General features: G+C 34.5%; 15 protein-coding genes. 7 read left to right on the top strand and 8 right to left on the bottom strand.

What is annotated here, in order from left to right; all coding sequences use genetic code 11:
* Positions 1-22: 22 nt before the first annotated feature.
* From FLAK523_RS03455 to FLAK523_RS03425, 7 genes are all read right to left on the bottom strand, one after another.
* Positions 23-2,158 carry a beta-galactosidase gene (locus FLAK523_RS03455; RefSeq protein ID WP_248906580.1) on the bottom strand — a complete coding sequence of 712 codons (2,136 nt, stop codon included), beginning with the start codon at positions 2,156-2,158 and terminating at the stop codon, positions 23-25.
* Positions 2,159-2,161: 3 nt separating this feature from the next.
* Positions 2,162-4,165 carry a trehalase family glycosidase gene (locus FLAK523_RS03450; RefSeq protein ID WP_248906578.1) on the bottom strand — a complete coding sequence of 668 codons (2,004 nt, stop codon included), beginning with the start codon at positions 4,163-4,165 and terminating at the stop codon, positions 2,162-2,164.
* 286 nt (positions 4,166-4,451) lie between these two features.
* Positions 4,452-5,984 carry a RagB/SusD family nutrient uptake outer membrane protein gene (locus FLAK523_RS03445; RefSeq protein ID WP_248906576.1) on the bottom strand — a complete coding sequence of 511 codons (1,533 nt, stop codon included), beginning with the start codon at positions 5,982-5,984 and terminating at the stop codon, positions 4,452-4,454.
* 26 nt (positions 5,985-6,010) lie between these two features.
* Entirely contained in the window at positions 6,011-9,130 is a 3,120-nt protein-coding gene (locus FLAK523_RS03440; RefSeq protein ID WP_248906574.1) for a TonB-dependent receptor, read from the bottom strand.
* 884 nt (positions 9,131-10,014) lie between these two features.
* Positions 10,015-10,671, bottom strand: coding sequence for an aspartate kinase (locus tag FLAK523_RS03435; RefSeq protein WP_248906572.1), 657 nt, complete (start codon positions 10,669-10,671; stop codon positions 10,015-10,017).
* Between the two features lie 117 nt (positions 10,672-10,788).
* Positions 10,789-11,148 carry a YraN family protein gene (locus FLAK523_RS03430; protein WP_248906570.1) on the bottom strand — a complete coding sequence of 120 codons (360 nt, stop codon included), beginning with the start codon at positions 11,146-11,148 and terminating at the stop codon, positions 10,789-10,791.
* 43 nt (positions 11,149-11,191) lie between these two features.
* On the bottom strand, positions 11,192-12,088 hold the full coding sequence (locus FLAK523_RS03425; RefSeq protein ID WP_248908043.1) for an LD-carboxypeptidase: 897 nt from the start codon (positions 12,086-12,088) through the stop codon (positions 11,192-11,194).
* A gap of 252 nt (positions 12,089-12,340) precedes the next feature.
* On the opposite strand from FLAK523_RS03425, the gene FLAK523_RS03420 reads away from it, so the two are divergent.
* The 3 genes from FLAK523_RS03420 to FLAK523_RS03410 all read left to right on the top strand — a co-directional run bounded on the left by FLAK523_RS03420 (position 12,341) and on the right by FLAK523_RS03410 (position 15,988).
* Complete coding sequence (locus tag FLAK523_RS03420) at positions 12,341-13,450, top strand: endonuclease/exonuclease/phosphatase family protein (protein WP_248906568.1); 1,110 nt, start codon at positions 12,341-12,343, stop codon at positions 13,448-13,450.
* Between the two features lie 147 nt (positions 13,451-13,597).
* A complete protein-coding gene (locus FLAK523_RS03415) occupies positions 13,598-14,128 on the top strand; it encodes a 3-hydroxyanthranilate 3,4-dioxygenase (RefSeq protein WP_248906566.1) in 531 nt (176 codons plus the stop codon).
* Between the two features lie 306 nt (positions 14,129-14,434).
* Positions 14,435-15,988 carry an aldehyde dehydrogenase family protein gene (locus FLAK523_RS03410; protein WP_248906564.1) on the top strand — a complete coding sequence of 518 codons (1,554 nt, stop codon included), beginning with the start codon at positions 14,435-14,437 and terminating at the stop codon, positions 15,986-15,988.
* Between the two features lie 73 nt (positions 15,989-16,061).
* On the opposite strand, the gene FLAK523_RS03405 is transcribed toward FLAK523_RS03410, so the two are convergent.
* Positions 16,062-17,060, bottom strand: coding sequence for a GntR family transcriptional regulator (locus FLAK523_RS03405; RefSeq protein WP_248906562.1), 999 nt, complete (start codon positions 17,058-17,060; stop codon positions 16,062-16,064).
* A gap of 120 nt (positions 17,061-17,180) precedes the next feature.
* Between FLAK523_RS03405 and FLAK523_RS03400 the strand changes: the two genes are divergently transcribed.
* From FLAK523_RS03400 to FLAK523_RS03385, 4 genes are all read left to right on the top strand, one after another.
* Positions 17,181-18,215: an aldose epimerase family protein gene (locus FLAK523_RS03400; protein ID WP_248906560.1), complete on the top strand. Its 1,035-nt coding sequence runs from the start codon at positions 17,181-17,183 to the stop codon at positions 18,213-18,215.
* 83 nt (positions 18,216-18,298) lie between these two features.
* Positions 18,299-19,465 (top strand): galactokinase, encoded by a 1,167-nt coding sequence (gene galK, locus FLAK523_RS03395; protein ID WP_248906557.1) that lies wholly within the window; start codon positions 18,299-18,301, stop codon positions 19,463-19,465.
* Positions 19,466-19,470: 5 nt separating this feature from the next.
* Entirely contained in the window at positions 19,471-20,520 is a 1,050-nt protein-coding gene (locus tag FLAK523_RS03390) for a UDP-glucose--hexose-1-phosphate uridylyltransferase (RefSeq protein ID WP_248906555.1), read from the top strand.
* Position 20,521: 1 nt separating this feature from the next.
* Entirely contained in the window at positions 20,522-22,183 is a 1,662-nt protein-coding gene (locus FLAK523_RS03385) for a sodium/sugar symporter (protein ID WP_248906554.1), read from the top strand.
* The last annotated feature ends 4 nt before the right edge of the window (positions 22,184-22,187 follow it).

Genomic DNA, 22,187 nt, shown 5'->3' with positions numbered 1-22,187 from the left:
ATTTGTTTTTAAACATTCCTTTTTATTTCCAAATTACAGCTTGTGCGGGCAGTAAAGGGTTTTGACCAATCAGTATTTTGTTTCCCTTGGGAATAGGCAGATTTATTGGCTCGTTAGTGTAATTCACACCCACATAAAAACCATCTCGCCATTCTATGAAAACGCCTTTTGGTAAATCTTCAATTGCCACATTGGCTCGAGAGTAAACGGTGCGTACAATTTGTCTTTCTAAGTTTCCATCGTTACTTTCCACCCCGATATAAGTAACGGTTCCTTTGCCTAATTTTCGTGTAACAGCTGCTGCTTTTCCTTTGTAAAATTGATCTTCGTAGGTCGCTAAAATCTCCGTTCCTTTTTTAGGGGTTAATACATCTGCCCAAGTATTCCATTGGTAGTTGTTTTCTCCCGCTTTCACAATTCCGTTTACATCTGTGATTAACATATCAAAAAAGTCAACATCAGCACCAATTAGCGGTACAATAGGAGCACTCCAATTGGCTTCAAAAAAGTGTCCGTTTTTATCTTTTTGTCCCGTACGACAAGATAAGATTAAGTTCCCGCCATTTTCTACATATTTTTGCCATTTTGCGACTATTTTTTGATCGATAAGCTGGTAAGCGGGTGCCACAATAAACGGATAGTCAGCAAAATTATCTTCTTCAGTGATAAAATCCATTGGGGCTCCAGTAGATTTTATGGCAGCAGTATAGGTGTTTCTGTGTTTCCAAGTGTTCCAAAATTTAGTTTGTTTTTGGTTTTCCAAATCCCAAAGATTTTCATGGCTCCATAAAAATCCCGTTTTTCTTTTGGCGGTATTTTGAGGAAGAAGCGCTTTCGGATCGTATTCTTTTCGCAATAATTTCATGTCTTGTATCGCCTCCACAAATTCTTTCCCGCCTGTTGTAAGGGTAACTCCATCAGTTCCTACTATTCCGTCATGGTACATTTCGCTACTTCCCAGTGGGTGTCTGTATCTGTACGTACAGGTAAAAGAACATCCGCCACCAAAGGCTTGTGAAATCCACATATGCACCGTTCCCGGCAATAATTGAGGATTGATTCCCGCCCAGTTTACTTGTCCCGGCTGTAATTCCATCACTCCAGTAACGCCATTTATGGAACGGTAATAATCGTTGGCTTCATAGATTTTATTTGGGGATCCCATTCTAAAATTGTCGCCTCCAAGATGGTTTTGTCCGCTTACAGGATACATGGTATAAGTAATGAAATCCATTTTATCGGCACTTCGTGGGTCTGCATCATAAATGACATTGGTAAAATTGGTGGTTATCCATTGTTTTGAATCGATGTGTTTTCGAAGGATTTCCGCCTGTCTGTTTAGGTAATCTGCTTGGGCATCAGAAGTGAATCTTTTGAAATCTAAAATAGCATGCGGACTTAGTTTATCTTCAAAATAAATTTCAGCATTGGGCAGAATTATTTGTTCAAAGTTATTATAACGGGTGCTCCAAAAATTCCCAACCCATTCTGTATTTAATTTTTCAATAGTTCCGTATTTGGCTTTAAGCCAAATTTGAAATGCTTTGCGTGCCGAAGGACTGAAATCGGCAGTAGCCAAAGGTTCATTATCGATTTGCCAGCCCATAATGTTTTTATTTTTGCCGTATCGTTTCCCTAATTCAGACACAATCTGATCCGTATATTCGCGGTATTTTTCATTAGTCACAGATACATTAGCTCTATTGCCATGTTCCCTTCGACGACCATTAGCATCCACCAAATAGATTTCGGGGTGTTTATCGCCCATCCATGCCGGAGGGGTTGGCGTTGGGGTGCAAAGAATTACCTTTAAACCTTCTTTTTCGGCTATAGCCAGCGCCTCATCAAGCCATTTAAAATCATATTTCCCTTCTTCGGGTTCCATGTAAGTCCAAGCAAATTCAGCAAAATGGGTGAATTCAAATCCTAGTTTTTTAATGTTTTTCAAATCCCGTTCCCATTGTTCTCTTGGCCACTGTTCGGGATAATAATACACCCCAATTTGCATTAAATCAGGTTTAGCGAAAAAGGATTTTGGGTCTTTTTTGGTTGTCGCTGTTGCCTTTTTTTCTTGCGCAAATAAGGAAGTCGAATGACAACCAGCTATAAATAGAAGAGAGAGTATAAATTTGGCTACTAACGTATTCTGATTATTCATTTTCTAGTTTTTTAAAAGTAACATTAAGTAATGGGCTGCTGACCAACTAAAATTTTCGGCTTCTAATCCTTTTCCAGTAGTAGGATGGTAGTTTTCCCGAATGGATTTTCCTTTTTCCAATGCTCCTTCGGCATTGTGAATGAGTTTATGAGCCAGTTGATTTGCTTCGTTTTGATACCCGTATTTTTCCAGTCCATTGATCCCAAAATAACTTTGGTCCAACCAGATTGGTCCTCTCCAGTAGCCGTTAGCAGGATTGAATTTTGCTTGGTTTGCTGCCAAGGTTGGTAAAGGAACAAAAGTATTGAAAATGTCCGGATTGAGTAAGTTGTCTTTTATGGATTTTGCTTGTTCCCTAGTAGCAACTTCTGCCCAAAGCGGTAAAAAACCTTCACAACCCATATCGGTTATGATATTTTTCCCATCGATTGAAGTATCATAAAACCAGCCAGTATTGGCATCCCAAAATTGAGTTTGAATTTGATTTTTTAATTTGGCACTTTCTTCAGTCCAGTTTTTTTCTTCGCTTTCTAATTTCAAGACTTTCGCCATCTTGGCTAAATAGTTTTTTTCGGCATATAAAAAGGAATTTAAATCCACGCTTTCTTGGTCTAATGAATAGGCGTGTTCCCCATTTTTCAATGTTTTACTGTTGTCAAATCGTACGGCATTATCCATTCCGCTTTCCCATTTACCAGCGACTAATGTACCATCGGTTGAACCAAATTCACACAGCCCATCTTGGTCGTGATCTCTTTCTTTGTACCACCAAAAATGGTATTTTTTTAGTTTTGGATAAAATTCTTTTATAAAGTTGAGGTCTTTGGTTTGTTTATAAATTTCCCAAACGGCCCAAGCTGCAAGGGGAGATTTTGTGTTTCTGTAATTATTGGGTTCAATTAAAGTGTCTCTATAAATACAATCCGGAATAAAGCCATTTGGTTCTTGATAGTCAAACAAAGCACGCATTTGGTCTTTAGCTAATTTTGGATTGAAATGGGCTACTGCTGCGGCATGTTTCCAGCTGTCCCAAGCCCAGAAACCGTGAAACCATTCATAATGATAACTAGGAAAAAGGCCTTCGTGTTTCAATCCTTCGGCAGGAATTCTAGTGTTATTTTGTAAAGTAAGAATTAATTTCGCTAAGAAAACGGAATACTCCGCTCCTTTGTATCTAGTTTTCTTTTTTGCGATTAACTGGGTTAGCTGATTTTCTTTTTCTTTTTTTGTGTCCTTTAAAATAGTGTTGAATTTTATTTTTGCCAAATTTCCCTTTTCCTTTTTCCAATCGTATTGCGGGAAAATATAGGTTTGTGATACCACTATTTCTTTGGTTTCATTTGGTTTTAACGTTAGTTTTTTTGCTTTTGCTGTAAAGCCTTGTTTTGTAATTTCAATTTCGATATTTTCATTAAAAAACTGAACATAGCCAACCGCATTACTTTTTGTGGAAATTAATTTTAAAATTTGCCCTTCTTTAAAAAGTTGAATGTTATCTAGGTATATTTTTGAATCAAAAACGGGGTTTATTGTTATTGTTTTTGAAGTTCGATTTGTGATGCTCGTTTTTTGAATTGCTGAATGACCCGATGAAAAAACAAGTTGTTGTTTCATCTCTAATTTTTCATTTCGAAATTCTTGTTTTAAATGGCTGTTGTAGCTATTTTGATTTACCAAAGCAGTTTTCCAATTGATAAGTTCTTGTTGATTGTCATCAATAAGATGTAATGAAATCAAGGAAGAACTTAACCAGACTCCATTTTGTTCGGTCATTAAAAAAGGACCTGAAAAACCGCCTTGAATTTCCGATGGTTCAAGAAATCCAAATCCAAACCAAGCCCCTTTGTCAGAAAATGCTAAAGATTTTCTATCGGTTGCATTCTTTGGGTTTCCTTTATAATTTAAGCTGTTTTTGCTTAATTCTAAGTTTGTAAATGTCGTTTGTGCAAAACTACCTTGTATTATAAAAAAGAAAATAAGAATATAAAAGGGTTCTTTTTTGTACATGTTATTTCGTTTTATGGAATGTTTTATAAAATTGTAATCTACAGAATTAGTTATGCTATAAATTAAATAGGGTCTATTTTTTTAAAAAAAAGAGGTTGTCGTTTTCTGATTTAGTATATCTTAATTATACAAAATGGTATACTTAGAAAACTACAGTTTTTTTGGTTTATTAAACTTTTAAATCATTGGTTAAATATAATGTTGAATGAGGTACTAATTTATGGAATATATAAAAAGAATAACCCTAAAACTTAGGGTTATTCTTTTCAGTATTTTTTTCGTGGTATTAATAGCCATTATTTTGCTTCAACTGAGAATTTACTTTAATTTCTCTGCTTGGGATGGCAAAACGGATGTGTTTGTTTTCAATATAGTTGCTAGAAAATGGTTTGTCATGAGCAGTTAATATCGATTTAATAGACTGTTTTGCTGTTGCGCCACGTCCCCATCGCACTAGGTCAAACCAACGGTTAGTCCATTCCATAGACAATTCGATTGGGCGTTCATGGTTGCGTATCCAATCACGTAATTCTTCTTTTGTTTTAGATCCGGAAGCCAAGGCAACAGCTCCACTTCTTGTTCTCACTTCATTAATACGAGCAATGGCTTCATTTGTTTTTCCGTTCTCATTTAAAGATTCTGCTAGCATTAATAATACATCCGCATAACGAATTACATTTATATTGATTCCTACATATGATCCCGACCTGTCAGTAGGATAAGCGTATTTTTTGAAATAATTAGGTTTAGATAAACTAGAGGAAATACTCGCATAGGAAACCAAGCTTGCGGGTTGGTTTAAATCCCATATTTCTGATTTCGGATCATTAAAGAAAATGGTTCCATAAACACGATCTGAGAAACTGCCATCTGCTTTTTTGTCTTTTTTTAATTCGGATACTAACCAATCTGAAGGGTAAAACAATTCCCATCCATCCACTGCGTATGGTTTTACTTCATAGTTAAATGGGTGACGCTCATCAGAAAGAGTTCTGTCACCACTAAACTGAATTTCAAAAACTGATTCAGGGCCATTCTCTGACTTTCCGTTGAAGTTGTCCTCGTAATTGGCATTTAAAGAGTATTGTCCATATATTTCTTTGAATTTTGTTTCTGCTGGAAGCCATTTTTCTCTAAAAAGATACACCTTTCCTAAAAGTGCCTTTGCTGCACCTTTTGTAGCACGACCAAGATTATCATTATTATAGGCGAATGGTAATGCTATTTCGGCATCAAGTAGGTCTTTTTCTATTTGTTCCCAAACTTTGTCAGGAGTAGCTTGAGGAACCTGTAATTTTGTTAAGTCTTTTTCAAATGTCAGCACCAATGGTACATTTTCAAATGCATTCACTAGCATAAAATAAAAATAACTTCTAAGAAATTTTGCTTCAGCTATAATCTCTTTCCTTTCTTGGTCAGACATTGTAGCTATTCCTGGAACCTTTTCGATTACCTGATTGGCTCTGCCAATACCTGCATAACAGCTTGCCCAAATATTAAAAGGACCACTTACCTCAGTCCCATTGGTGAAGTTGGCAATAGTTTTTGAATACCCTTCGGATTTGTTGTTGTCAATATCATCCCCTTTATAAGCGATTGAAGTGTAAGTTTCTTCAAAAAAAGTCCATTTATCTCCGTCATGTCCTTGTAAAGCACCATAGGTTGCTATTATCCCCTGTAATGCATGGTCCCTTGTTGACCAAAAAGAGGATTCGGTTATGTTTTGTTTGTCTTTCAAGTCGAGATAATTATCTGAACAAGAAAAAAATAGAATTGCAATCAGAATTGCAACAACTTGTAATTTTATAATTGATTTCATATTCTAGTAGTTTTTAGTCTTATTAATTAAAGTCCCACATTAATTCCTACCACAAAAGATTTACTTATAGGGTAATATCCTCTATCTACACCGCGACTAAATGTTGATGTGTTTGAAAGATCTGGGTCAAATCCCGAGTATTTTGTGATTGTTAATAGATTATAAGCACCAGCGTAAACACGCAAACGGTTTATTTTATATTTACTCACAAATTCATTAGGGATTGTGTAACCAATTTGAAGGTTTCTTAATCTAACGAAGGAAGCGTCTTCTAAGAAATAGTCAGAGACACGTGAGTTAAAGTTCAAATCGTTATTAGACACTCGGTATACACTTGTATTGGTGTTTGTAGGTGTCCATGCGTCCAAAACATCTGTAGATCGAAACCCTTTGTATAAAAAGGATTTGGTAGCATTATACATTTTTTGCCCCAGTTTCCCGTTTAGGAACATTGAGAAATCAAAATTCTTATAAGAAGCATTAAAGTTAAGACCTAGGTCTAATTTGGCCAATCCACTACCCATTATAACTTTATCACCGTCATCAATTGTACCGTTACCATCAGCATCAACAAATTTTAAATCACCAGGTTTTGCATCTGGTTGCAATTTATCTCCATTTGAATTAGTATATGCATTAATTTCAGTAGTAGTTTGAAAAATTCCTGCGGTTTGAAACAAATTAAAGGAACCTACAGGAAGCCCTTTCTTTGTAATTGTTGTTCCATTGTTATTGAAATCAAGAAAACCGTCTTCAATCGCTGCGTCTTCAGAACCAAGTTTAACAATTTTATTTTCGGTATGGGAAATGTTTCCTGTCACGTCAAAATCAAATCCGTTTTCACCAGTATGGCGATAAGTGGTCGAAAATTCCCATCCCATATTTTTCATTGTCGCGATGTTGGTATAGATGTTTTCAACAACTCCTGAAGTAGATGGTATTGGCGTTGGTGCCAACATATCTGTTGTTGTTGAGTTGAAATAATCAAAATTGGCGGTCAAGATATTATCAAAAAGGCCAACATTAACACCTGCATTAAAAGTGGCTGTTTGTTCCCATTTAATGTTGTTATTTCCTAATGTTGTAGCTATCGCTCCAACAGAAACTGCCTGACTAGCCAGATTTCCCAAGGCATAATTTAACTGATTACCACCAACGGTTATGCCAGAAAGGTAACGAAATGGTGGGATGTCCTCATTTCCTAAAACCCCATAACTAAGCCTTGGCTTTAATTCGCTTATTACACTACTTTTAAAGAAGTCTTCTTTGTGGACAGCCCAACCTCCAGAAACGGACCAAAAAGTACCGTATTTATTCAAAGGCCCAAATTTAGAAGAGCCATCTCTTCTTATACTTCCTTGAACAATGTATTTATCCTTGAAGGTATAGTTTAATCTTCCAAAAGCAGATTGTAATCTTTCTGTCCAATTCCAGCCGCCAGCTCTAATATAATCAGAACCATTAGTTACAACTAATCTAGAAAGCACTTCTAATAATTGAGAGTATAAATGATTTCCTCCAGCAGTTGTTCCTTTAAATATTTTTTCTTCTCTTGATAGGCCACCTAATAGTTTCAGGCTGTGATCGCCAAATGTTGTTTGGTAATTAAGGGTATGTGTTGAAACATGACGTTCCTCTCTACCTCTGGATTCAAATCTGCTTGGGTTTTCTACAAAAGATTGCGGGCCAAAATCATAAGGGTTTGTTTGTGAAAAACTGAAACTGTTTTTATAGGTATTTCCAAGAGTATAATTATAGGACAAACCTTTCCATAATTTCAAATCGGCTGATAAATTTACCTGAAAATAATCGTCTTCAGTCCTGTTCTGACTCAGCATTCGCTCCCCAATAGGGTTTCCATTTCCAGCACTTCCTAATTCTGAAGGTGATTTGGCAAAACCATTTGGTGAATTAGCGTCATAAATTTCTTTATGTGGCAATTGTCCATAAATATTCATAATGTCTGAAAACCCGGCATTGCCATCTCCAGTCACATCTCCAAAATCTTTATTCTTGAAACTGGTATAAGCTAGTATTGGAGAAATAGTTAATTTCTTGTCAAAAAAGTTTAAACCAGAATTCAAACGAATATTATCCCTTTTTGCCCCAGAGTTAATAATGTTTCCATTGTTTTCCCAATGACTATATGAAATACGATAATTTACTTTGTCTCCTCCAGCAGATATGTCTATATCATGTTTTTGTTCTACGGCAGTTTTAAAATACGCTTTTCGCCAATCGGTATTAGCATATTTGGTGTCATCAAAAGCATAACTTGGCGCTGTTGAAGGGTTTGGGTCATTTGAGTCATTTGCTTCTGCTTGTTTGAGGGTTTTGTTCATTTGAAACTTATCCATCAAATCTATGTTTTGATTAAGGGTATTGCTCGAAGTATACATATTGTAATTGATACGAGGCTCTCCACTTTTTCCTTTTTTTGTGGTGATAATAATTACACCTGCACTTGCTCTAGCTCCGTAAATTGTTGATGCAGAGGCATCTTTTAATACACTGATAGTTTCGATATCACTTGGATTAAGGTCAAAAGAATATTCTAATGGAATTCCATCAATTACATAGAGTGGACTTTGTTTGTTGAATGAATTAACTCCACGTATTAGAATAACAGGATTACCTCCCGGATTACCTGAACCAGCTGAAACAGTAACACCGGCTACTTGTCCCTGCAGTAGTGTGCCAAGATTTCCTGCTGGTTGTTTCTCTAAATTTTTCATATTAACAGTTGCTATTGCAGCTGTTACATCGCTTTTCTTTTGAGTTCCATAGCCCACAACGATTACTTCTTCAAGCGTTTTGATATCAGTTTGAAGAGAGACATTGATTTTGGTTTTATTTGCTACCGTAATTTCTTGTGTAATGTATCCAATGGCTGAAAAAATTAATATTGATTTGTTGTTTAGAACTACTATAGAATAGTCGCCGTCAACATCTGTAATTGTTGCAGTTTGTGTGCCTTTTACGTTTAAGTTGACTCCAGGAACACTGCTTCCTGTATGGTCTGTTATTTTACCTGAAATTGTTTTTTGTGCTTGATTTTCTTGTGCGAGACTGATATTTGGTATCCACAAGCATAGGAGTAAGGGGATAAAATTTAGTCTCCTAATTAATAAGATTAGTTGTTTCATCTGATAATAGTTTTTGGTTAATTATAATATTCGGCGGATTAGTTCCCAGTTATTCATCTTTGTTTATGTTTTTACCTCCATCTTTTTTTTTTGACCTAAAGCAATTTATTTTAGTTAATCCTTTGAAAACTGACTAATAAAATGCGATATGTTATTATTATTATTATTATTATTATTATTAATTTTTTTTTCATGAAAAATTGAATTCCAAAAATAAAATAAAATATTAAAATTACATACCAGTACCCACCAGTTATAATGACTCATCAGAAAAAATAGATCAATAATTAATTCATTTGAATTAAAAATTATTGATTGTATTCATAAATTGAACTACTGATTTTTTATTTTTTGAAGGAGTAATTAGATAAATATATAGCCACCAAAAAAGGAATTGTTTGCAACTAATATTGTCTTTGCGGATTAATTTTCATTCTGAACTTTTTAAAAAATCTCTGAATGAGTTTGATCTTTTACCCTATGTCTAATGAGTATAGATGATAAGAAATCTGTAGGATACAGGCTGTTTTTTAATTTCTTTTTAATGAGATTTAAGCAAGAATATTTTTTGTATAAAAACATCATAATTAATGTTTTATATGTGATTGGTGTTTTTTATAAAGTGTAAAAAGAACGGGCTTATGGAAAACACACCGAAATAAATTTATTTAGGACAAGATTTTAAAAAAAAAACCTACCAGTCTATTATGAAGTTACTTTAATGAGACTATCTTAAAGTTGTTTTAAACTATAAAAGAACACCTTATAATAACACTTAGAAGATTAAAGAGTTATTATAAGGTGTTTATTGTGTTGCAATCAAAATTGCAAAATGAAATTTAAAAAAGAAAGCTGATTTCATGAAAAAAGAACTAAAAGTTCAATTAATTCTTTAAATCTTTAATTACTTTAAAAGCAACATCTACTTGTTCTTCGCTTACTAAAATTGTAAACTCATTAGAGGTAGAAATTACTTCATTGATAATAACTCCTTCCCATGCAAGACGCTGGAAAATGAAATAGTATATCCCTGGTACAGCTACATTTTCTTTTGGTAATTTAACTGTTATTGAAGCTAGATTGTCCAGTTTTTGAATTAGTTTCTCATTAACAAAATGCTTGTCAACAAGGTGATTTACACTGCTGCTTACCACAATATTGATTTCATTTACCCCTCTGGATGAGGTATAGAATATATCTGACATTGTATTGATATCTGTAATTAAACCTCCTTGCTTGTACAATACAGTTTCAGAAACACCGTAAGTATAATCCGTTAATGCAGATCGAACGGTTATCTCTCCAATATTTTTTATAACCTTGTTGATCTTATGATTTAATCTGAAATCCAGTTCTTCGGTTAGTCTTTTCAGCGCCATTACTACAGCACCTTGTTTCACATCTTTACTGAAATCACTTTCCAGTTCGGACATAATGTTTCTTGATAGGGAAGTCAAATTAATAATTCCAAGAGACAAAGCGTTTAGCAAAAAAGGCTTTGTTTTTATGTAATTTTCTACAATTGATGAAACAGTTTTCATATTTAGAGTTTGTTTTTATACTTAAAAAGTAAATTTCTCAAGCTAAAATGTTGAAAAATCTTTGCAAATATAAATAAAAAAACATTTTGTTAAGAATATAACAATGAAAAATTACAACTAAAAGTGATAAAAAGCATCTGTAAGGTGTTCAATTACAAAAGATTTACCTTCTTTGTGTATGGCTATTATGTCAAAACGAACTTCAATGTCGAGATTTTTCTCGGTTACGTATGCGTCAACCGCTTTTACTAATAGCTGAATTTTTTTTGGTTTAACAAAATCCTGAGGCAGTCCAAATTCAATAGACGAGCGGGTTTTTACTTCAATTATTGCTAGAACGTTTCCGTTTTTGGCTATGATATCAATTTCGGCTTTTTGAAAAGTCCAATTTGTTTCCACTATTTCGTAGCCATTTTTCCGTAGAAATTCCAAAGCCATTTCTTCCCCTAATTTACCTAATTCGTTATGTTCAGCCATAAAATTAACGTTCAGTATTCAGTAACAGTATGTTTAATTTTTTTTATTCAAATATAACATTTGAGCTTTTTTCACCCACATTTAGAGAAACTATACTACCTAGAATCAAAGCCCTATTGTCATTAATGTGTCCTGCTGGGAAACTATATAATATGGGAATGTCATATTTTTTGGTAACATCTTCAATTATTTCAACTGCATTTTTACCCCAAGGGATATCATTGTCTTTCATTTTTGTCATCGATCCCACAATAATACCTTTGATGGATTCAAGACATCCGTTACGTTTTAAATTCATCATCATTCGGTCTATATGATATAGGTATTCGTCTAAATCTTCTAAAAACAAGATTTTGTCATGACAATCAATAGATGATTTTGAACCCAGTAAGCTGTATAGAATAGATAAATTTCCTCCAACTAATTCCCCTTTGGCACTGCCCAAACGATTCATTTTGTCTGAAGGAATTTCGTAAATTAGCTGTTCTCCAAACAAGGCAATCCTTAAACTTTCTATAGCTTCGGAAGAAGCTTTAGGAATGCTTATAGGCATAATTCCATGAATTGTTTTGTAGCCTAATGTGTTTAAATGGTTATGTAAAACAGTAACGTCACTAAACCCAATAATCCATTTTGGATTTTGTTCGAATTTTGTAAAATCCAGTAAGTCTAACATTCGAACAGTGCCATAACCTCCACGAACACACCAAATTCCTTTTATTTTTGGATCATCCATTTGTTTTTGAAAATCACGGGCGCGTTGTTCATCGGTGCCGGCCAGTTGATTATCATCTAATCCAATTGTGTTTCCTATTACAACTTCTAATCCCCAGCTGTGTAATAAGTCTATTGAAGGTTTTAGATTATCATAGATGTTTTTTCTGGCTGTAGCCAAAATTGCAATTGTATCTCCTTTTTGTAAATTGGGTGGTCTTGTCATAAGTGTATTGGCTTGGCTATTGAATGTTTGTAAAACAAAAATAATAAATAGGAATTTATATAAATAAGAAGATTTTTTTTTAATTGAATAAGAAGTAGAATACATGTTTTTAATTTTCCAGAAAGCTAGTATTGAAATGTAGTAAAAAACAAAGATAGGTTTTTTGAAAATAGTTTTAACTCTCAACTTTAATTGTAGTATTTTTACTAAAAGTATTTTTAAATTACTGTGTTTCAAATTCATAATGTAACTATGAGATTAATAAGATCGAATGCCTTTTTTGTTATATGTTTATTTTGTTTTAAAATTTCAGCACAACAAAAAAAATATAACATACATACAGTAGCGTTTTATAATTTCGAAAATTTATTTGATACCATAAACGATCCCAATACTAACGATGATGAATGGACCCCAAAAGGCGCTCAACATTGGACTTTCAAAAAATACAGTGAAAAACTTCAAAACCTTTCTAGAGTTTTATCAGAAATAGGTTCTACAGAAAACTCAAATTCACCCACATTTATTGGTGGTTGCGAAATAGAAAATAGAGGGGTTCTTGAAGATCTCATAAAACAACCAAAGTTGATTGAAAAAGAATACGGTATCATTCACTTTGACTCACCAGATAAACGCGGAATTGATGTGGCCTTGTTGTTTCAAAAAAAATATTTCCGCCCCACTTCATTCACTAATATTCCTTTACATATATATAAGGAAGAAATAAAAGCAAAAGAAATCATCAAGGCAGAAGTCTATGAGAAAACGGATGATGATCAGATCGAAAACACTATAAATCGTCGGGTGTTTACACGTGATCAATTGCTGGTTACAGGTTTTCTCGAAGAGGAAGAAATTCATATTATTGTCAATCACTGGCCTTCCCGATCAGGAGGAGAGAAAAAAACCAGCCTTTTTAGGGAAGCTGCAGGAGCATTAAACAGAAGGATTATCGATTCATTACAACGTATAAATGCTAACGCAAAAATAATAACAATGGGTGATTTAAATGACGGTCCCTATAATAAAAGCGTTAAAATAGGAATTGGTGCCAAAACTCGTAAAGAGGGAGTACTCCCTTTTGGGGTTTACAATCCATTTGAAGAAATGGCCAAAAAAGGGTTAGGCACTATTGCATATCGGGACTCTTGGGATATTTTTGATCAGATTATGGTTTCGCAAACTTTGATACAAAAGGATTATTTGTCCTATAGGTATTGGAAAGCTGGAATATATAACAAACCCTTTTTGATCCAAACAAATGGACAGTATAAAGGATATCCAAAGAGGCATTCAGAAAATGAAGTGGGCTTCAGCGACCATTTTCCTGTTTATCTGTATTTGATAAAAGAAGTAAAGTGAAATTTAGCCGTAAAATTTAAAGTAATGATTTCATTTCCAGAGACCCAACCGCTATGAAAGCTTCCCCCACCAGTTTTTGAATCTGTAACTTTACTGCTTGTGACTTTTTAGTACCTTAGCAATTCGTAATTTAATAATGTATCGACGATGGCAATAGCAAAACCGTTTAATCTTAATAAATGGATCGATGATAATCGGCATTTATTAAAACCACCAGTTGGGAATAAAAATTTGTACAGAGAGTCTGGGGATTATATTGTGATGATTGTTGCGGGACCTAATGCTCGAAAGGATTTTCATTATAATGAAACTGAAGAATTGTTTTATCAACTCGAGGGATCTATAAAAGTAATCATTCAGGAGGAAGGGGAGCGAAAAGAAATGGAACTACACGCGGGTGATATGTATCTTCATCCAGCAGGAATTCCACATTCACCTATACGTTCAGAGGGTTCTATCGGATTAGTGATTGAACGCAAACGTGTCGGGAAAGGATTTACTGATGGATTACTTTGGTATTGTGAAAACTGCAATCATAAATTGCATGAAGTTTATTTTGAACTGCATGATATCGAAAAAGATTTTATGCCGCATTTTCAAGATTTTTACAATTCAGAGATACTGCGTACTTGTGAAAAATGTGGAACTGTTATGGAAACCGATCCAAGATTTGGGTAAGTAATGTTACATTCGATTCTAATTAGAATAATTTATAGAGCTCTAGAAACTGTTTTTTCGAATTGCACAAAACCCGAAGTGATCTTTATTATTAGATAAAAAAGCCGTTTCAATAAGGACAAAAAACACTTATTGATTTAAACATTAGTCTTTTAAGTGGGTTTTGAATTGGAATTTGTGGGAAAATAGGTTTGAAGAGTTTCTTGAAGTAACTCCTAGGTTTTTTTTCAGCCTGAGAATTGTATAATACATCTTTAAATAATATCTTTACAAAAAAATATAACAAAATATAACAAAAAAGTTACAATGATAACAATAGCAGATCAATTCGGAATGAAAGAAGCTTTGGCACAATTGGGGATCAAAGATATAAATGAAGGAACATCAACAGGATTAAATCATTTTTCAAATGGAGAAATCTTAGAAAGTTATTCTCCAGTAGATGGAAAATTGATTGGAAAAGTAAAAATGTCAACTGAAGCAGATTATGAAGCAGTAATGCAATCAGCTACAGCAGCTTTCAAAACATTTAGATTGATGCCTGCTCCATTACGTGGAGAAATCGTGCGTCAATTTGGAGAAAAATTGCGTGAGAAAAAAGATGCGTTAGGGAAATTGGTTTCTTATGAAATGGGGAAATCATTGCAAGAAGGTTACGGTGAAGTTCAAGAAATGATCGATATCTGTGATTTCGCAGTAGGTCTTTCTCGTCAATTACACGGATTAACAATGCACTCTGAGCGTCCACAACATAGAATGTATGAGCAATACCATCCATTAGGAGTTGTTGGGATTATCTCAGCGTTTAACTTTCCGGTAGCAGTTTGGGCTTGGAATACAGCTTTGGCTTGGATTTGTGGTGACGTTTGCGTTTGGAAACCATCAGAGAAAACTCCACTTTGTGGAATTGCTTGTCAAAATATCATTGCTGAGGTAATCAAAGAAAACAACCTTCCAGAAGGAATTTCTTGTTTAATCAACGGTGATTATAAAATAGGAGAATTAATGACTAACGACAAACGTGTACCATTAATTTCTGCAACTGGTTCAACTCGTATGGGGAAAATCGTTGCGCAAACTGTCGCAGGTCGTTTAGGAAGGTCTTTATTAGAATTAGGTGGAAACAATGCAATAATCGTTACACCAGATGCAGATATTAAAATGACTGTTATTGGAGCTGTTTTTGGAGCTGTAGGAACTGCAGGACAAAGATGTACTTCAACTCGTCGTTTAATTATTCACGAAAGTATTTACGATACGGTAAAAGATGCTGTTGTTGCTGCTTACAAGCAACTAAGTATTGGGAATCCATTAGACGAAAACAATCACGTTGGACCGCTAATCGATACACATGCTGTTGAAATGTACAATAGAGCGTTGACTAAAGTAGTAGAACAAGGTGGTAAAATCCTCGTTGAAGGCGGTGTTCTTTCAGGAGAAGGGTACGAAAGTGGATGTTACGTGAAACCTGCAATTGCAGAAGCTGACAATTCATTTGAAATAGTACAACACGAAACTTTTGCACCAGTATTGTATTTATTGAAATACTCTGGAACTGTAGAAAATGCGCTTGACGTTCAAAATGGAGTAGCTCAAGGATTATCTTCTGCTATTATGACTAACAATTTAAGAGAAGCAGAGCATTTCTTATCTGTTGCAGGTTCAGATTGTGGTATTGCCAATGTAAACATCGGAACTTCTGGTGCTGAAATCGGTGGTGCTTTTGGTGGAGAAAAAGAAACAGGTGGTGGACGTGAGTCTGGTTCAGATGCATGGAAAGTGTATATGAGAAGACAAACTAATACAATCAATTATGGAACTTCTTTGCCATTGGCACAAGGAATTAAATTCGATTTGTAATACCTAATTGATATCAAACAAAAAAGGCAATTTGAATTTTTCAAATTGCCTTTTTTTATTAATGGAATTCAATCTACAATGAATTTCTGATTAACAAGGAACAGTTGTTCTCTATCTGTTCGTTTTTTCCTTTTAATATCATTTTGGCCATTATTTCTCCCATTGCTTGAAAATCAGTTGAAATAGTTGTAATGCCGTTTTCCACTATTTTTTTTAGTGGTGTTTCATTATAGGAAATAATTCCAAATTCTTGATTCAGTTTTAATCCTTGAAGTTTAGATTTCTCTATTACGCGTACCAGATCTCGATCATTTGGAATAATGAAAACTTCCCCAACATTGATTTTTCGATCGTCAAATTCAGTTATGATTTCATATTGATAATTGTAATTCTTGCAAAAGTTTTCAAATCCCATTTTCATTCCAAGGGGTTCTCTAAATCCAGGAAAGATCAAAATCATTTTTCGATATTTTTTTAAATGAGATTCTCCTTTCACTAAGGCTTGGTAGATGTCTTTATTGTGATTTTGATAAACTGCCGGATATTTTTTTAGTTCTGGATTCGTTTGATCCAGAATGAATACGTCGTTGACTGGTAGGGTTTTTATAATTGATGACGCTTCAGCTAAATTTGTGGGCATTATAATGTATTTAGTGTAATTCCCATTGCTGTCATCTATTAATTTTTGAAAAACTTTAGCATTAAAATGATGAAAGAAAATGTCAACTTGGGCATTTGGGCCTATATTTTCTAAAAACGAATTATAGATATCTTCTTTAAAAATATTTAGCTCATCAAAAAGAAGGAATATCCTTTGTTTTATAGTGATTTCGGTGCTTTTTATATAATATCCTTTGCCTAGAATCGCATATATAATCCCTCTTTTTTTTAATTCTTCATAGCCTTGCATTACGGTATCTCTAGATAAAGAATATTCAAGACAAATTTTATTTATCGATGGGAGTTTTTCCCCTTTTAATAACCTTCCTTCTTCAATTGCTTTTTCAACTGATGAAATGATTTGCTTATATTTAGGGACTCCCTTATTATTTTGGATTGAAATGATTTTCATAGAAAAGTAATTTTTTTGCAAGTTAAAAAAAATACTGGTAGGTACTGGTATGTTTTTTTTTAGAATTAATATATTTTTGATTTTCATTTTTGAGCATTACATTATTAAAAAAGAATACCTATGTCAAAATTTATTGAAGATTCTAAAGGAGATTTGTTTGGAATATTACCAAATGGTACGGCAATTTATTCTTATGAATTAACGAATAAAAACGGACTAAGACTTACCATAATCAATTACGGCGCAACGGTTACTTCTTTGAAATTGCCTTTAAATAAAAGCGATACCATTGATGTGGTTTTAGGGTTTGACAATTTAGAGGATTATGTAAAATCCTTCGATTTAGAAAATGCTCCCTACCTAGGAGCGACTGTTGGCAGGTTTGCAGGGAGAATTAATAAAGGGAGATTTAATTTAAATGGAAAATCGTATCATTTAAATACAAACAACAATTCCCATTCCTTGCACGGAGGGAATATCGGTTTTAGCCAAAAGGTTTGGGAAGTTAAAACAGTGACTAAGGGTGAAAACCCATCAATTACACTAGCCTATTTCAGTCCTAATCAGGAAGAAAATTACCCAGGGGATTTGTCAGTTGAACTAAAATATACTTTATCGGATGAAAATGAACTGATATTAGAGTACAAAGCCACAGCGTCAGAGGATACCATCGTGAATTTAACACATCATAGTTATTTTAATCTAGAGGGTCATAAAGCAGTTATTTCTGATCAAGAAATAGTTGTTAATGCTCAACAGTTTTTGGAAATAAATGATGAAAATATCTTTACAGGAAGGTTTCTAAATGTGCTAAACTCTACTTCTGACTTTTCATTTCCGGATAAATGCCCGTCTAACATTGACAGGACATTTGTTTTAAATAAGGAGAAAAGGGTTGCGGCTTCACTTTTTAGTGTTAAAAACAATCTCAAAATGGTTGTTATTACGAATCAGCCTACAGTACATGTATATGTTGGTGGCGATACTGCAGATATAGGCGGAAAGGATGGAGCACAATATCATTCATTGAGTGGTATTTGTTTTGAAACGCAAAATTTCCCCAATGCAACTAATCATCCACATTTCCCCAGTTCAATTTTGAAAAAAGAGGAGATATACCAGCATTTAACAACCTATAAATTCGAATTATCTTAATAGAGAATGTAAACTTTGTTTTTTTGAAATGAAATAGTTTCAATTTTTAAAAGGGCACATTTTGACTTATACAATTCTAAATAATGAATGATATTTTAATTAATAAAACGAATGCCTTTTTTCAAAAGGCGTTCCATGCTGTTCCAGAGAAAATTGTCCTTTCTCCGGGAAGAATAAATATAATAGGGGAGCATATCGATTATAATGATGGTTATGTTTTGCCAGCGGCAATCGACAAGATTATTTGCTTTGCTTTCGAAAAAAGCAACTCTAATAAATCCAGAATAATAGCAATAGATCTTGATGAGGAGTTCGAAATAGATCTTGACGATGCCGTTCAGTTGAATGATAGGGTTTGGACTAATTATATTAGAGGCGTTATTCATCAATTAAAAAGTAATGGTTTTAAATTCCAAGGGGTTAATTGTGTTTTCAGCAGTAACATCCCTTTAGGTTCAGGATTGTCATCATCTGCGGCATTAGAATGCGGGTTTTTATTTGGATTGAATGAGCTTTTTAATTTGGATATTAAACCTGTAGACATTGGCTTACTGGGACAAAAAGCAGAACATTGGGTAGGTATAAATTGTGGGATTATGGATCAGTTTTCCAGTGTAATGGGATTAGAAAACAAAGTGATGAAAATCGATTGCAGGACATTAGATTTTGAATATCATGACGCTAATTTTAATGACTATTCCTTAATTCTTTTTGATAGTAATGTAAAACACTCTTTGTTTACTTCAGCCTACAATAAGCGAAGAGAAGAATGTGAAGAAGGTTTAGCTATTATAAAAAAGCATTTTCCTGAAACAAATAGCTTTAGAGATTGCAATGTACAGCAAGTGTTGGGTTTGCAAAATTTGATGCCTGAAGCCGTTTTTAAAAGATGCCGTTTTGTAGTTAACGAAATGAGTAGGGTAATCCAAGCATGTGAAGCATTGGACAACGGGGATATTGAATTGCTGGGGCAATTAATGTTTGAAACGCACGAAGGGTTATCGAAAGATTATGAAGTGAGTTGCGCTGAGTTGGACTTATTAGTTGATTTGGCTAAAAAGGAGCAATACATTATTGGTTCTCGATTAATGGGTGGCGGTTTTGGCGGTTGTACAATTAACTTGGTCAAGAAAGGTCATGAAGAAGAGATGAAATCAAAATTTAGAGCTCTTTATTTTGATGCTTTTGGAATCGAATTAAAAAGTTATGATGTCAAAATAGGAAACGGAACATCACTTTATATACAATAATTGCAATGAAAAATTTTGATATTAACGAAGACCCCCACAGACGCTATAATCCATTAATTAACGAATGGGTTTTGGTTTCTCCGCACCGATCAAAAAGGCCTTGGCAAGGACAAAAAGAAACTGTTCCCTCTGATTCTTTGTCGGAATATGATGCTAGTTGTTATTTATGCCCGGAAAACATTCGTGCCAACGGAATGACCAATCCAGACTATCAGAATTCGTATGTTTTTGAGAATGATTTCGCCGCTTTAAAGCAGGAAGAAATTGTTTTTGAAAAGGATATAAAGGACACTTTTTTTAAAATACAACCCGAAAGAGGAATCTCTAGAGTAGTCTGTTTTTCGCCAAAACACAATCTTACTTTACCGGAAATGTCAATTGATGCCATTGAAAATGTCATTTGCACTTGGCAAAAAGAATATTGTGATTTAGGTAAAATGGATTACATAAATTATGTTCAAATTTTCGAAAATAAAGGAAGTGTGATGGGATGTAGCAATCCACATCCGCATGGGCAAATCTGGGCACAATCTTCCTTGCCAACGGAAGTAGAGAAAACCCAAAACAACCTTAAAACCTATTTTGACAAAAAGGGCACGAATTTGTTACAGGATTATTTGCTGGAAGAATTAAGGTTGAACGAAAGGATTGTAATCGAGAATGATCATTTTGTTGCATTGGTCCCTTTTTGGGCGATATGGCCTTATGAGACAATGATTATCAGTAAACGTCATTTTGGGAAAATTACTGATTTTACTTCGGATGAGAAGACCTCTTTTGCGACTGTTTTAAAACAGTTAACTTCAAAATACGATAATCTTTTTGAGACGTCATTCCCTTATTCTTCGGGAATTCATCAAACACCAACAGATGGAGAAGAACATCCCGAATGGCAATTTCACATGCATTTTTACCCGCCTTTATTGCGCTCGGCTACCGTAAAAAAATTCATGGTAGGGTATGAGATGTTGGGTGAATCACAAAGAGACATTACGGCCGAGAAAAGTGCCACTGTATTGAAAAATTTATCTATTAAACATTATAAACAACAATAGGATGACAACACATTTTGGATTTATGGATTATATGGTGTTTACTGCTTATGCAGTACTTATTTTAGGGGTAGGATTGTGGGTGTCTAGAGATAAAGAGGGACATCAAAAAAATGCAGAAGACTATTTTCTTGCTAGTAAGTCTTTGCCTTGGTGGGCCATTGGGTCTTCTTTGATTGCCGCTAATATTTCGGCTGAACAATTTATCGGAATGTCTGGTTCGGGTTTTGCTTTGGGTTTAGCAATTGCCTCTTATGAGTGGATGGCGGCCTTTACGTTAATTATAGTAGGGAAATATTTCTTACCTATTTTTATCGAAAAAGGGATTTACACGATTCCTGAATTTGTCGAAAAACGTTTTTCGACAAATCTTAAAACAATTTTGGCGGTTTTTTGGATTGCTTTGTATGTCTTCGTCAATCTAACGACTGTTTTATATTTAGGAGGATTGGCTATTGAAACAATATTGGGTGTCGATATGATGTATGCCATTATTGGATTAGCACTTTTTGCAGCAGCTTATTCTTTATACGGCGGGCTTTCTGCCGTTGCTTGGACAGATGTGATTCAAGTTATTTTCCTGGTTTTGGGAGGACTTGTTACGACCTATTTAGCCTTGAATACAGTCTCAGAAGGAGCTGGAATGTGGCAAGGATTAAAAACGATTTATGAAGCGGCACCAGAACGGTTTGTGATGATTTTGGATAAATCAAATCCGGAATATATGAACCTTCCCGGAATAGGGGTGTTGGTTGGTGGTCTTTGGGTTGCTAATATTTATTACTGGGGTTTCAATCAATACATTATACAAAGAACTTTGGCAGCAAAATCATTGCGCGAAGCTCAAAAAGGAATACTTCTAGCTGGGTTTTTAAAGTTACTTATTCCTTTCATCGTTGTCGTGCCTGGGATTGCAGCTTATGTAATGGTAAACGATCCTGCCATTATGGCTAGATTAGGTATCTCTGCAATGGAAAATTTACCGGGATTAGGAACTGCAGACAGAGCCTATCCTTGGTTGCTGCATTTCTTGCCGGCAGGATTGAAAGGATTGGCGTTTGCTGCTTTGGCGGCAGCGATTGTATCCTCGTTGGCCTCGATGTTAAATTCGACCTCGACTATTTTTACCATGGACATCTACAAGCAATACATCAATAAAAATGCGGATGACAAGACAACTGTAAATGTGGGTCGTCTTTCGGCAGGAATTGCATTAGTAATTGCAGTAATAATGGCGCCGCTTTTGGGAGGAATAGATCAGGCATTCCAATTTATACAAGAATATACCGGGATAGTGAGCCCTGGTATTTTGGCGGTATTCATATTAGGCTTGTTTTGGAAAAAAACCACTAATAAAGCCGCCATTTGGGGTGCATTACTTTCTATTCCAATTGCTATGTTTTTTAAAGTGGGACCAAAAGGATGGGTTGCAGGAAGTGGTTTAGAAGCTGTTTTTCCAACATTGCCATGGATGGATCAAATGGGATATACCGCTATTTTAACGATGTTGCTTATTGTGGTGATTAGTTTATTTCAAAACAAAGGAGTAGATGATGCTAAAGGGATTCCATTGACTAAAGGATTATTCAAAACGAGTCCCCTTTTCAACATTTGTTCATTTGCCATTATGCTTGTTTTAGTTGTGGTGTATGCTATTTTTTGGTAAAAAA

The sequence above is a fragment of the Flavobacterium sp. K5-23 genome (assembly GCF_023278045.1).
GTDB lineage: Bacteria > Bacteroidota > Bacteroidia > Flavobacteriales > Flavobacteriaceae > Flavobacterium.
Note: the sequence above shows the minus strand (reverse complement) of the source record. Positions and strands in the feature narration are given on the sequence as shown.

Excerpts from the sequence above, each read along its gene's own strand:
- galK (WP_248906557.1), top strand. The coding sequence starts at position 18,299 with ATGAATGATATTTTAATTAATAAAACGAATGCCTTTTTTCAAAAGGCG.
- FLAK523_RS03435 (WP_248906572.1), bottom strand. The coding sequence starts at position 10,671 with ATGAAAACTGTTTCATCAATTGTAGAAAATTACATAAAAACAAAGCCT.
- FLAK523_RS03390 (WP_248906555.1), top strand. The coding sequence starts at position 19,471 with ATGAAAAATTTTGATATTAACGAAGACCCCCACAGACGCTATAATCCA.
- FLAK523_RS03405 (WP_248906562.1), bottom strand. The coding sequence starts at position 17,060 with ATGAAAATCATTTCAATCCAAAATAATAAGGGAGTCCCTAAATATAAG.
- FLAK523_RS03430 (WP_248906570.1), bottom strand. The coding sequence starts at position 11,148 with ATGGCTGAACATAACGAATTAGGTAAATTAGGGGAAGAAATGGCTTTG.
- FLAK523_RS03440 (WP_248906574.1), bottom strand. The coding sequence starts at position 9,130 with ATGAAACAACTAATCTTATTAATTAGGAGACTAAATTTTATCCCCTTA.
- FLAK523_RS03400 (WP_248906560.1), top strand. The coding sequence starts at position 17,181 with ATGTCAAAATTTATTGAAGATTCTAAAGGAGATTTGTTTGGAATATTA.
- FLAK523_RS03445 (WP_248906576.1), bottom strand. The coding sequence starts at position 5,984 with ATGAAATCAATTATAAAATTACAAGTTGTTGCAATTCTGATTGCAATT.
- FLAK523_RS03410 (WP_248906564.1), top strand. The coding sequence starts at position 14,435 with ATGATAACAATAGCAGATCAATTCGGAATGAAAGAAGCTTTGGCACAA.
- FLAK523_RS03425 (WP_248908043.1), bottom strand. The coding sequence starts at position 12,088 with ATGACAAGACCACCCAATTTACAAAAAGGAGATACAATTGCAATTTTG.
- FLAK523_RS03450 (WP_248906578.1), bottom strand. The coding sequence starts at position 4,165 with ATGTACAAAAAAGAACCCTTTTATATTCTTATTTTCTTTTTTATAATA.
- FLAK523_RS03385 (WP_248906554.1), top strand. The coding sequence starts at position 20,522 with ATGACAACACATTTTGGATTTATGGATTATATGGTGTTTACTGCTTAT.
- FLAK523_RS03455 (WP_248906580.1), bottom strand. The coding sequence starts at position 2,158 with ATGAATAATCAGAATACGTTAGTAGCCAAATTTATACTCTCTCTTCTA.
- FLAK523_RS03420 (WP_248906568.1), top strand. The coding sequence starts at position 12,341 with ATGAGATTAATAAGATCGAATGCCTTTTTTGTTATATGTTTATTTTGT.
- FLAK523_RS03415 (WP_248906566.1), top strand. The coding sequence starts at position 13,598 with ATGGCAATAGCAAAACCGTTTAATCTTAATAAATGGATCGATGATAAT.